This is a genomic window from Bacillus sp. EA-CB0995 (assembly GCF_055814245.1).
The window spans coordinates 4,075,351-4,088,402 of the sequence record NZ_CP169269.1 but is presented as its reverse complement, the minus strand read 5'-3'; the positions used below and the strand labels follow the sequence as shown (position 1 = coordinate 4,088,402).

General features: G+C 36.5%; 10 protein-coding genes and 2 pseudogenes. 10 read left to right on the top strand and 2 right to left on the bottom strand.

The window, feature by feature from the left end; all coding sequences use genetic code 11:
• Positions 1-35 precede the first annotated feature (35 nt).
• Positions 36-473 carry a GNAT family N-acetyltransferase gene (locus ACEWFJ_RS21060; protein ID WP_473689801.1) on the bottom strand — a complete coding sequence of 146 codons (438 nt, stop codon included), beginning with the start codon at positions 471-473 and terminating at the stop codon, positions 36-38.
• Positions 474-642: 169 nt separating this feature from the next.
• Positions 643-1,386 carry a C39 family peptidase gene (locus tag ACEWFJ_RS21055; protein ID WP_473689800.1) on the bottom strand — a complete coding sequence of 248 codons (744 nt, stop codon included), beginning with the start codon at positions 1,384-1,386 and terminating at the stop codon, positions 643-645.
• Between the two features lie 289 nt (positions 1,387-1,675).
• Here ACEWFJ_RS21055 and ACEWFJ_RS21050 point away from each other — a divergent pair, with 289 nt between their 5' ends.
• From ACEWFJ_RS21050 to ACEWFJ_RS21005, 10 genes and pseudogenes are all read left to right on the top strand, one after another.
• Positions 1,676-3,082 carry an amino acid permease gene (locus ACEWFJ_RS21050; protein WP_473689799.1) on the top strand — a complete coding sequence of 469 codons (1,407 nt, stop codon included), beginning with the start codon at positions 1,676-1,678 and terminating at the stop codon, positions 3,080-3,082.
• Between the two features lie 285 nt (positions 3,083-3,367).
• Entirely contained in the window at positions 3,368-4,249 is an 882-nt protein-coding gene (qoxA, locus tag ACEWFJ_RS21045) for a cytochrome aa3 quinol oxidase subunit II (RefSeq protein ID WP_473692631.1), read from the top strand.
• Between the two features lie 33 nt (positions 4,250-4,282).
• Positions 4,283-6,217, top strand: coding sequence for a cytochrome aa3 quinol oxidase subunit I (gene qoxB / locus ACEWFJ_RS21040; protein ID WP_473689798.1), 1,935 nt, complete (start codon positions 4,283-4,285; stop codon positions 6,215-6,217).
• 13 nt (positions 6,218-6,230) lie between these two features.
• Positions 6,231-6,833, top strand: a complete 603-nt coding sequence (qoxC, locus tag ACEWFJ_RS21035) for a cytochrome aa3 quinol oxidase subunit III (RefSeq protein ID WP_098309078.1) — start codon at positions 6,231-6,233, stop codon at positions 6,831-6,833.
• Between the two features lie 2 nt (positions 6,834-6,835).
• Complete coding sequence (gene qoxD / locus ACEWFJ_RS21030; RefSeq protein WP_098309079.1) at positions 6,836-7,147, top strand: cytochrome aa3 quinol oxidase subunit IV; 312 nt, start codon at positions 6,836-6,838, stop codon at positions 7,145-7,147.
• A 349-nt stretch (positions 7,148-7,496) separates the two neighbouring features.
• Positions 7,497-7,721 carry a DUF4022 family protein gene (locus ACEWFJ_RS21025; RefSeq protein ID WP_154711198.1) on the top strand — a complete coding sequence of 75 codons (225 nt, stop codon included), beginning with the start codon at positions 7,497-7,499 and terminating at the stop codon, positions 7,719-7,721.
• 272 nt (positions 7,722-7,993) lie between these two features.
• Entirely contained in the window at positions 7,994-9,169 is a 1,176-nt protein-coding gene (locus ACEWFJ_RS21020; RefSeq protein ID WP_473689797.1) for a M20 family metallopeptidase, read from the top strand.
• A gap of 115 nt (positions 9,170-9,284) precedes the next feature.
• On the top strand, positions 9,285-10,754 hold the full coding sequence (locus ACEWFJ_RS21015) for a spore germination protein (protein ID WP_473692629.1): 1,470 nt from the start codon (positions 9,285-9,287) through the stop codon (positions 10,752-10,754).
• 1 nt (position 10,755) lies between these two features.
• Positions 10,756-11,873 (top strand): annotated as a pseudogene (locus ACEWFJ_RS21010) (GerAB/ArcD/ProY family transporter).
• A pseudogene (locus ACEWFJ_RS21005) lies at positions 11,857-13,042 on the top strand (Ger(x)C family spore germination protein). Before ACEWFJ_RS21010 ends, ACEWFJ_RS21005 begins: the two co-directional pseudogenes overlap by 17 nt.
• Positions 13,043-13,052: the final 10 nt, after the last annotated feature.

The following is a 13,052-nucleotide window of genomic DNA, read 5'->3' as shown; positions in this document are numbered from 1 at the left end:
AGGAGACGCTCTTTTTTTGTACATAATAAAATGGATTATAAGATTTTGTACATTAATTTGTGTAATCCGATTGGAGGAATATCGAATATTTCACCATATTCTTGAAATCCTAATCGTGTATAATAATTTGCAACGTTGATTCTGGCATTACACCATAGAAGCTGTGCGCGGCGCTCTGTTAATATTGCTTCAGCACTGTGAATTAGAGTACTTCCAGCATGCTGTTTGCGGAAATTTTGTCTTGTGGCCATTCCTCTTAAGCGATAATGAATGCCTTCTCCTAAAGAAGGATGTGTTTCATAAGAAAAGGAAGCAATACTAATAAGCATATTGTTCATAAATGCTCCGAGGTGAAAGGTATTTTCTTCATTATCAGAAGTATATTTACAGTCTTCTAAACTTTGATTAGGCCGTAAAATTTCGTGGCGAAGTGCATATGTTTGCGAGCAATCAATTCGCTTTATTTCGACCATACACATACCTCTCTTCTTATGTCATATTAACGGACAGGAACAGCTCTTATTTATCGGTTTTATCCCGCTATTCGCGGGCAGTAAGACCCCCACCTCAAGATTCAGAGAAAATCGAAGAAGATAGGTGGGGGATGAAGCCCCATCCACTGATGGAAGTTTCCCTTTATTTTCATAGAATAGTAATTGCTTGTTTCCCCATTTGTTCCCATGCTTTTTCAAATTGAGCACGCGGAATACCTTTACGCGGTTTGTTTGCCAATGGATCATTTACATATACAAAATTTTGATCATAACCAACAATAACAGCGCTATGTTCATAATATGTAATCTTTACTTCTCCAGAATCTGTGTTCCAAGTTTCAAAGCTTCCCTCATCTAGCGGCTGAAAAGTTGTATTAACAATAACCCATACCGGTGAACCAGCACTAAGCACTTTATATATATCTTCTATCTCTCTTCCTGTTAAATCAATTGTTTTATCTGGAACATATTTTTGTGCTAATTGAAAAATCGGCTGATGGTATACACCGTAACCTGGTTTAGACTTTGTATAAATATTTCCTACAAATCCTTCATGAGGATTTCCTCGCAAACCGTTCGCCTCAAACGGTACACGTTCAATTTCATCCGCAAGCTTCATTTTGTCAACTTGAATTCCTTTATATTGCAGTAACATTGCTAAACTTGTCACTTCACAACCTCTTTCTAATTCAGGAAGTTGCTTTATAAATGGCACATTTTCAATCATCACTTGATCCTTCATTTCATATGAAAAGTCTAAGCGGAGTTCCTCAGTTTTTTGTAAAATTTTGTTTTTCCCTGTTTCAATTACTCCCATAACATCCTTACTGCATGCCGCACTAACAATAACTCCAATTCCTAAAACACATATGTATTTGACTAGCCTAAACATATATCTAACTCCATTACATAATTATTTTCTTACATTTTCCAAAATAATACTCTCTTTATTGTACCGTTGTTTTCACTAGTTTACTAGAATGATTATACGAATTGTTATTTCAGTATACCGTCATAAAATTCGTATTTTTTGAAATAAAAAGATTTTTTAATATACAATTTCAGAATATTTTGTTAGAATAAAACATGCTTAACTTAGTGAACCTTCTTCAATAAGGATAAGCAAATTCACTAGCGGGTTTAATTGTGATTTCTACTAAAAGATATGAGGTGAGGGGTATATGATACAGAAAGAGAATCAGCAAAATGAACTAAAACGTACGATGCAAAGTAGACACCTCTTTATGATTGCTCTAGGGGGAGTTATCGGAACAGGGTTATTTATGGGATCAGGACAAATTGTTCACAACGCTGGACCTGGCGGAGCTATTCTTGCCTATTTAGTTGGTGGATTTGTTATGTATTTAACAATGCTTTGTCTTGGTGAGCTAACAGTTGCGATGCCTGAAGCCGGCTCTTTCCAAAGCTATGCTAGCCGATTTATTTCACCTGGTTTTGGATTTGTCATGGGATGGATGTATTGGTTAAACTGGGCTGTTACCGTTGGAGTTGAACTAACGACTGTCAGCATTTTAATGAAACGTTGGTTCCCGGATGTTTCATCTTGGATATGGTGTGTTGTATTTGCCGCCGTGCTCTTTATTGTAAACGCTTCATCTGCACGTGCATACGCTGAAACTGAATTTTGGTTTGCGAGTGTTAAAGTAATAACGATTATTGTTTTTATCATACTCGGCGGTGCCGTTATGTTTGGTCTATTAGACTTTAATGGTAAGCCCGCGCCGATGTTCCATAACTTCACAGGAAATGGCGGATTATTTCCAAATGGACTTCCAGCTGTTTTGCTTACAATGATTACTGTTAATTATGCGTTCCAAGGAACAGAGTTAATTGGTATTGCCTCAGCTGAAAGTAAGCAACCGGAAAAAACAGTACCAAGTGCTATAAAAAATACAATTTGGCGTACACTTTTCTTTTTCGTCCTTTCAATTGCTGTGGTCGTTGGATTATTACCATGGCAAGAAGCAAATCTTGTGGAAAGCCCGTTCGTACTCGTTTTTGACACAGTTGGAATTCCGTATGCAGCAGACATTATGAACTTTGTTATTATTACAGCTGTATTATCGGTAGCAAATTCTGGTTTATATGCAAATTCTCGTATGCTTTGGGCAATGTCAAAACAAGGAATGGCAAGTCCTATCTTTTCAAAATTAACGAAAAAAGGCGTACCACTCAATGCATTAATTTTCAGCCTTATATTTGCTAGCCTTTCTCTTTTAACAAGTGTATTCGCTGCTGATACCGTCTTTTTAGTATTAACATCTATTGCAGCGATGGCAGCTGTCGTTGTTTGGATGTCCATTGCTGCATCTCAATTTTTCTTTAGAAGAGAATTTATAAAAAATGGTGGGGATATACGAGAATTAAAATACCGCACTCCACTTTATCCACTCGTTCCTATTTTGGCGTTCTCTTTAAACTTTGTTACATTCATAAGCTTAGCGTTTATTCCAGATCAACGTATTGCTTTATATTGTGGAATTCCATTCATGATTATTTGTTACATTTTTTATCGTGTAAAATTTAAAAAAATTGTCACATTTGAACAACAAAAAAATGTTTCATGAGTAATAAAATAAATATATGAAATATTCGGCTATTTCAACTTATTATGAGATAGCTTTTTTCTATTTATTGGATATTCTGGTATAACTTTATTTATCTTAAAATTTTAAAAATCGAGATATGGCATTAAAAATAGTTTACAATATTAGCAAGTTACAAAAGTTTTTCATCGTAAAAACTGTGTATTTGTGTCTATTTTTTAACAATATCTTAAAAACTATTGCCATCTATAAATTAATAGGTTTATATTGTTTTATTGGCATAGTTTCAATCCAAGGAGAAAGGAGATTTTCAATCGTGCAACTGAAAAAAAGTTTTGGAAGTTGGCTGCACTTCTTCCACTATCACTACTCTTGTTCCTCGGTGGATGCGACAAAATCGCTGTATTAAATCCACAAGGACCTGTTGCAAAAACACAGTATGATTTAATTGTTTGGTCAATGATACTGATGTCTGTAATTATTCTAGTCGTATTCGTCTTGTTTACAGTTATTTTAATTCGTTACCGTGAAAAACCAGATAATATGGACTATGAGCCACCTGATATACACGGTAATACTCTTTTAGAAATTATCTGGACTATTTTCCCTGTTATCATCGTGATTGCATTATCAATTCCAACGGTAAAAGCAACATATGCATCGGAAAAGCCTCCAGCACAATCAAAAGATATAAAACCTGTTGAAATTTACGTTACATCTGCAAACTGGAAATGGTTATTCAGTTATCCTGAGGAAGGAATTGAAACCGTTAACTATTTAAATGTACCAGCAGGTGTACCAATTCAATTTAAATTAACTTCTGTCGGTCCAATGAATGCTTTCTGGATTCCAGAACTTGGTGGTATGAAGTATACAATGGATAATATGGTCATGGATTTATACCTACAAGCTGATAAACCAGGTTCTTATACTGGACGTAGTGCAAACTTCTCTGGTGAAGGATTTACTGACATGGAGTTTGAACTTGAAGCTAAAACAAAAGAAGACTACAACAAGTGGGTAACAGAAGTACAAGAAACTGCCCCTAAATTATCAGAAAACAAGTATAAAGAAATTATTGAACCAGGTGTAGTAGGGCGTATGACGTTCTCTAGCAATCATTTAAAATATGTAGATCCAAAATCACTTGAATATTGTGATTACAACTACTACAAAAACAAAAAGTAACAACGACTATTCCAACAGATTGGAGTGAATACAGTGAAGCTTGATGAATTTTTTGTCACAGGCGATCCGATTATCTACGGAGCGGACGTATCTATTGTTCTTGTGACATTAGGAATCCTTTTCGTACTAACAAAGTACAAAAAATGGAGATGGCTTTGGGATGAGTGGTTAACTTCTGTTGACCATAAGAAAATTGGGACTATGTATATTCTTTCAGCGATTTTAATGCTGTTCCGTGGTGGTATGGACGGCTTAATGATCCGTGCCCAATTAACGTTTCCTGACACAACTTATTTAAATGCTGAACACTATAACGGCATCTTTACAACGCACGGCACTGTAATGATTCTATTCATGGCAATGCCATTTGTTATGGGATTAATGAACATTGTTGTACCTCTTCAAATTGGGGCGCGTGATGTTGCATATCCTTTCTTAAACTCATTAAGTTTTTGGTTATTCTTTGTAGGTGCTATGTTATTTAACATCTCCTTCGTTGTCGGTGGTTCTCCAGACGCTGGATGGACATCGTACTTCCCAATGGCTGGTAAAGAGTTTAGCCAAGGCGTAGGAAACAACTATTATTCAATTGCATTGCAGATTGCGGGTCTCGGTACGCTGATGACAGGGATTAACTTCCTTGTTACGATCTTGAAAATGCGTGCACCAGGCATGAAGTTAATGAAAATGCCAATGTTTACATGGTCTATTTTAATCACATGTGTAATCATTATCTTTGCTTTCCCAGTATTAACAGTTGCTCTTGCATTAATGACATTTGACCGTCTATTTGATGCTCACTTCTTTACGATGGCGAGCGGTGGTATGCCAATGCTTTGGGCGAACTTATTCTGGGTATGGGGTCACCCTGAAGTATATATCGTTATTTTACCGGCATTCGGTATTTTCTCTGAAATCATAAGTACATTCTCGCGTAAGCGTCTATTCGGATATAGCGCGATGGTTTACTCAATGGTTGCTATCTCAGTTTTAAGTGGTCTTGTATGGCTCCATCACTTCTTTACAATGGGCGCAGGACCATCGGTTAACTCATTCTTCTCGATTTCAACAATGGCGATTTCGATTCCAACCGGTGTTAAAATCTTTAACTGGTTGTTTACAATGTATAAAGGTCGTATTCGTTTTACAGTTCCAATGCTTTGGTCATTGGCGTTTATTCCAAACTTCGTAATCGGTGGAGTTACGGGTGTTATGCTTGCGATGGCAGCAGCTGACTATCAGTACCATAACAGCTACTTCCTAGTTGCTCACTTCCACTACGTATTAATCGCAGGTACAGTATTTGCGATGCTTGCTGGATTTACATTCTGGTATCCAAAAATCACAGGTCATATGCTAAATGAACGCCTTGGTAAATGGACATTCTGGATCTTTATGAGCGGATTTAACATCTGTTTCTTCCCAATGTACTTCCTAGGTTTAGACGGTATGACACGTCGTATGTACACATACTCTGCAAACCTTGGATGGGGTGGATTAAACCTAATCGCATCTGTTGGTGCAGTAATGATGGGTATCGGCTTTATCTTATTATGCTACAACGTAGTTTACAGCATTCGTCATGGCGAGCGTGATTTAACTGGAGATCCTTGGGATGGCCGTACACTTGAATGGGCAACACAGTCTCCTGTACAACATTACAACTTTGCAGTAGTACCAGAAATTAAGCAGAGCGATATATTCTGGGAAATGAAGAAAAACGGTGAGTCTATTACACCAAAACCTGAAGACTTGAAACCAATTCATATGCCAAGCAATTCAGGTGTTCCAATTATTATGTCTTGTTTTATTGGTCTTGCAGGTTTTGCATTAGTATTTAGTTGGTTCGGGTTAGCAATTGTCGGTGGTATTGGTATGTTAGGTTGTATGATCTGGCGCTCGTTTGATTACGACAACGGATATTACATTAGCGTGGATGAAATTAAAAAGACAGAACATGTTGCATGAGAGGTGAAACGAAATGGCGGCTTTAGATAAAAGCTTACCTCTAGAATATCAAACTGAACAAAGCAGATTGAATATTTTAGGGTTTTGGATTTTCCTTGGGGCTGAAATCGTGCTATTTGCAACGCTTTTCGCCTCTTACCTAGTATTAGCTGGTAGTACCGCAGGTGGTCCAACACCTGCACAACTTTTCGAAGTAAAGCCTGTTATGATTGAAACACTTTTACTTTTAACAAGTAGTTTCACATGCGGGATCGCAATTCATGAAATGCGTAAAGAAAATAAAAATGGTATGCTCCTATGGTTTATCATTACATTACTGTTAGGCGCTGGCTTCCTTTACATGGAGATTGAAGAATTTGCACTGTACGCAAGCCACGGTGCTACACTACAAACAAGCGGATTCTTATCTGGGTTCTTCGTTCTTCTTGGAACGCATGGTGCCCACGTAACAGGTGGTATCATTTGGGCAACTTGTGTTATTATCCAAATTTTAAAACGAGGACTAACACCAGTTACAGCTCGTAAAGTATTTATTATCAGCTTATACTGGCATTTCCTTGATGTTGTTTGGATCTTCATTTACACACTAGTTTACTTGAACGGGATGGTGGCGTAATAATGGGACAAAACAATACACAAGCAAATCAACACGCTCATAGCGGATTTCCATGGTCACACGTTTTCGGATTTATTTTATCACTTGCATTAACGTTCCTTGCTTTATATGTAGCGTTATATACAAGTTTGCCATTTGCAACAATCTTAACGAGCATTCTTATAATGGCAGTGGCACAAGCCGCATTACAATTAGTTATGTTTATGCACATGACAGAAGGAGAAGGCACAATACAAACACTCACAATCGTATTCCACTTTTTCATCGCTGCAGTAACGGTTGTTGGTACAGTTTGGATTTTCTTCTCTATGTAACGCGTATTTTCAAAAGTCTGTTGGGGCAATGCCTCAGCAGGCTTTTTTTATATTGCTTAAATACTTATCTTATATACATATGAAGCTTTAGCACTGCGTCGTCTACTCCCCTTAGGTAAGGTACTCACTATTCAAAATCATTAATATCTCATGGTACTACGAAACTACAGCATGGAGATCCACCCTTTTTAACAGGTTCAAAAGAACAGATTTAATGACATTTTCACCTTATTCTTTATAGAAGAAATTAATTTATTAAACCTTAATTGCGCAGTAAGTTCGCAATATTCCTTAAGTTATATGTATGGTAAAATATTACTATCATATGTAGCTAAGGAAGTGTTAAGACATGTCAATATCAACTTTAGCTCTTTTATTACTTGGGGAAGTACTTATCGCAATTATACTGATTGGCCTCAGCATTGAAATTTGGAGTTATGGATGGAAAAAAACAAACGGAGTAAAGTATTCTTGCATTTTACTTTCTCTTATTATTGGAACCAGTAGCATATTGGGGCTTTGTATAGCACCAGCCTATTTTTTTATACAACTTACAGATAAGGTAAAATTTTAACTTTATGGCTATTGATTATTAGTTGAACCAATCGGGCTTTTACGAGCAGTAAGATCCCCCACCTAACTTCTTCGATTTTCTCTGAATCTTGAGGTGGGGGTCTTACTATCTGTTAATGCGGGATAAAAAAGCTATCAAATCCGATAGCCTTTTTATTTTTTAAATTCATAAATCAATAACATTTAATAGTGATAATTATCAGAATAATGTTTGTTTTGTTAGCTGTACACGCTATAATAACAGGTAATTTAGTGGAGAAAGGATGATTGTATATGGATATTATACAAGAAGCATCTATTTCGAAAGAGCAGCTTATTCAATGGAGAAGACATTTTCATATGTATCCTGAGCTTTCTTATCATGAAGAAAAAACATCTCAAACGATTTACGACATACTACAAACATTTCCTCATCTAGAAGTTTCGCGTCCAACGCAGTATAGTGTGATGGCAAAATTGGTTGGTAAACAGCCAGGAAAAACAATTGCGCTTCGTGCTGATATGGACGCACTACCTATTGAAGAAGAGAATGAGTTTGATTTTGTTTCTAGATATCAAGGAGTTATGCACGCGTGTGGACATGATGGACATATTGCGATGTTACTTGGAACAGCATACACACTTTCACAAAAGCGGGATCAAATTCAAGGTGAAATTCGTTTTTTGTTTCAACATGCTGAGGAGAACTTTCCGGGCGGTGCACAGGAAATGGTTGACGCTGGTGTTATGGAAGGGGTCGATTATATTATTGGTGCACACCTTTGGGCACCACTGGAAGTTGGGAAAATTGGTGTTGTATATGGTCCAGCAATGGCTGCTCCTGATGCGTTTTCGATTACGATTGTGGGAAAAGGTGGGCATGCTGGTATTCCGCATGAAACGGTTGATAGTATTGCAATTGGCACACAAGTTGTTTCTCAATTACAACAAATTGTCTCTAGGCTTACTAATCCGTTAGATTCATTAGTGTTATCTGTAACACAGTTCCATGCAGGGACAACTCATAATGTAATTCCTGACAGTGCGACAATTGGAGGAACAGTAAGAAGTTTACGAGATGAACTTCGGAAGCAAACAGCAGAGCGAATTGAGAGAATTGTAAAATGTATTACAGAGGCATACGGGGCATCTTATACATTTACATATGAATATGGATATCGCCCAGTTGTAAATGAAGAGAATGTAACAAGGCATGTAGAAAATACGGCATTGCAACTTTTAGGAAGGGAACAAGTTGTTCATTTACAGCCGACGATGGCTGGAGAAGACTTTTCCGCATTCTTGCAAAAAGCCCCAGGTACATTTTTCTTTATTGGAGCTGGAAATCAAGAGAAGGGAATTATATATCCACATCATCATCCGCTTTTTACAATTGACGAGGATGCCTTGCCAATCGGTGTAGAAATATTTGTTTCGTCTGTTTTGAATTTCATGAGAAATAGGGAATAAGATAGTGTTTTACTCGAGTTATCCTGTTACAAAAGGATAACTCTTTTTGTATATATTTGTTTGAAGTGGAGAAATATAACTACAACATTTTGAAAAAGAAAGTTAGATGATAAAGATGATTCAGTTAGATGCTAACTTATCGAAAATTACCAATGCAATTCGAGAAAAGTTAGATTCACCTAATGACTTAACTGTGCGTGAATTTTCTCTTTCAGGAACAAACGATCGATGTGCAGTTATATTTTTATGCGGACTAAGCAATAAAGATATGATTTATCGTTTTGTTATTCGCCCATTGCAGTATGAAGACATTCCTAAACAAGCTCCAATTATGCAAACATTAATCGATCAATTTTTATCAGTTGGAGAAGTGAGTATTGCAAAGACATTTCCAGATGTTATGAATGCACTATTAGCAGGCGATACAATTGTGCTGCTAGATGGTATTCCTTCTGCAATGATTGTAAATTTCCGTGAATGGGAGAAACGAAGTCTTGATTCACCGACGACAGAGACAATCATTCGAGGGCCTAATTTAGGATTTATTGAAGATGTGAATGTAAACAAAATGTTAATTCGGCGTCACATCCGTGACCCGCAATTACGTTTTCATTCCTATATTATGGGGAAACGTTCACAGAAGGAAGTAACATTAGCTTACATTGAAGATATTATTCATCCTTATATTGTAAAAGAATTAAATCGGAGACTGCAGTCTATTGAAACAGATATTATTTTTGAAACAGGAACGATTGAACAACTCATACAAGATAATAGTTTGTCTCCTTTCCCTCAATTTTTAAATACAGAAAGACCAGATAACGTCGCAGCTTCACTTGCAAAAGGGAAAGCAGCTATTTTAGTAGATGGTTCTCCATTTGCACTTATTGCTCCAATGGTGATGATTGACATATTTCAATCACCGGAAGACCACTATGAACGTTGGATGATTGGAACGTTGTTAAGAGGCCTTCGAATGTTAGCGGGCACGATTGCGATTTTATTACCGGCTATGTATGTAGCTCTCGTTTCTTATCATCAAGGGCTTATCCCCTCTACTCTTGCATATTCAATTGCTGGAGCAAGAGAAGGTGTTCCGTTTCCAGCGTATATTGAGGCACTCATAATGGCTTTTACAATGGAGCTGATTCGTGAAGCTGGAATTCGCCTTCCTAAGCCAATGGGACCAACGATTGGTATTGTAGGAGGTCTTGTTATTGGAGAAGCTGCTGTAAGTGCCGGCATTGTAAATCCGTTTCTTGTCATTATTATTGCGGTTACGGCCGTAGCTACATTTTCATTGCCAGTATATAGCATTACAATTACCTTTCGTATTTTATTGTTTGCATTTATGTTGGCCGCTACAGTCTTTGGCTTGTATGGAATTATTTTAGGATTAATTGCCTTAGCAATTCACATCGTAAATTTAACGAGTGTTGGAGTACCGTATTCTGCACCGATTACACCTGCCTTTTATAAAGATTGGAAGGAAGATGTTGTACGTTTGCCTAAAGCAATGTTGAAAGAAAGACCGGAGTACTTACAACCACAGGATAAAACGCTGCGTTCAAAGGAGAGGGGATGAAGTGAAGCCGTTTGAGTATGGAGATGAAGAAGTTGGTACTCGTGAACTCACGTTTGCTATATCTTCTACTATTATTGGTACAGGTGCACTTGCCATGCCGCGTGTTATAGCGACTCATGCGCTTTTTGCGGATGGATGGATTCTTTTACTCCTAGGTGGATTAGCATCTGCTTGTTTTGCATGGTTTATCATGAAGGTTGCCATTTTATTTCCGAAACAAAATTTTGTTCAATATACGAGCGTGTATTTAACGAAGCCGATTACTTATCTTATCTGTCTTATTTTAATACTAATATTTACAGGAATTACGGCTCATGAAGCGCGAACAATTTCTATTATTTCTCAAACCTATTTATTTAGTGATACACCTGTTCAGCTTTTGTCCTTTTTTTATTTGCTCGTTGTTGTTTATGGCGTTTGTGGATCTAGGGCAGGATTATTAAGACTTACTGTTCTGTTTTTACCTATTGTTTTTATTGCTATTATTTTGTTATCGCTGTTAAATGTTAATTTAATGGAATTTGAAAATTTAGCCCCATTTTTTCAAACTAAAATGAGTAAATATATGGGTGGAATCAGAGAATCTGCCTTTACATTTATTGGATTTGAAGTGGGGTTTTTCTATGCTGCTATACTCAAGTCAACAAAAAAAGCCCCTATGGCAGCAGCGAAAGGGGTTATGATTACTGTTTTATCCTATATGTTAATTTATGTTACTTGTATAAGTGTATTTACTTATTTAACGACTAGCACTTTAACATATCCAACGATTGAACTTGGAAAAGAAATTGAAATTGGGGGAGGTTTTCTAGAGAGATTTGATGCAATCTTTTTTATAACATGGATTATTACTGTTTTTAATACAACTGCATTGTATTATGATGTCGCTATTTTTTTATTTTGTGCAATGTTTCCTGCAATAAAAAAACATACGTTTATTTTTATTAGTGCACCTATCATTTATGTTGTAAATAATATTCCAGGTAATTTGGATGTGATAAGTAAGTATGGTACATATTTAGCTTGGGTTGACATGTCTGTTATGTTTGTTGTTCCTCTTCTCATTTTTATTTTCTATAAAATAAAAGGAGGGGGAATAAAAATGAACCTTCTTCTTAAAATCATGAGTTGTCTGTTTTTGATTTTACTTATAAGTGGCTGCTCTGAACGGCAGGAAATTGAAGAAAGAGGGTTTGTTGTTGGTGTTGCATTAGATAAGGCAACGAATAAGGGAGAAAAAAGCGAAACGACAACTACCAGTCATTCACCCCTTATAAAAGGAACGTATCAAATTGTATTGCCTAGTTCTTTAACGCAGCAGGGAAGCAAGCCGTCAAGTGGAAAAAATTACATTAATATTAATGCGACGGCTGATAGTGTATTTGCTCAAATTCGGATTATCTCTAAGAAAATAAGTCGGTCCTTATTCTTTCCCCATATAGAAGCGCTTATTTTTTCTGAGGACTTATTGAAAAAACCTTTCGTTTTAGAAGATACATTAGATGTATTTTTTCGTGATCATGAAATGCGCAGGAACATTCGTATTTTCGTTTCAAAAGAAAGGGCGGAAGAAATTTTAAAGCAGAGTGCAAAACCAGAAAATTTACCCTCTAAATACGTAAGTATGATATCAAATCATGCGCAGAAAAATGCCCAAATGTTAGAAGCAGTTCGAATTGGTGATTTACAAGAAAAAATGTCTGCTGATCGAAGTTTTGTTCTTCCTGTCTTAGGGCTAACTCGGCAGGGAATTAAAATGGAAGGAGCAGCTGTATTTCGCGGAAAAGATACTAAATTTGTAGGTAGTCTGAATGGGATGGAAACATTAGGACTAAATTATATTGTTGGAAAAAAGTAGGGGCTTTTTTAAAATAAAAAAAGGAAATCAGCTTATTGTATTTGAAATTCGTGAGATGCGTAGAAAAATCCACACATTCTTAACAAATCCTAAAAAGCCTAAATTTGTAATTGATGTATATTTAGACGGAACATTAGCAGAGGTTTATTTAAGGAAAGATAATAAGACGATGAGTCCTGAAGAAATCAGTAAATACCTTGCAAGTGAAATGGAAAAACAGATACAAAAAACAATTAAAATTGTCCAAAAAGATTTAAAAGTAGATGCACTTGGATTAGGGGAATATTATAAGCGTCAAAATTATAAGCAATGGATAAAAATCGGGAAAAATTGGGACCAAGGTAAAAATTACTTTAGTAAGAGTAACATTATTGTTCGTGTGCATCCAAGTATTGAACATACTGGATCTGTGTTACCAGTAAGAAGGTGAGTAAAGGAGC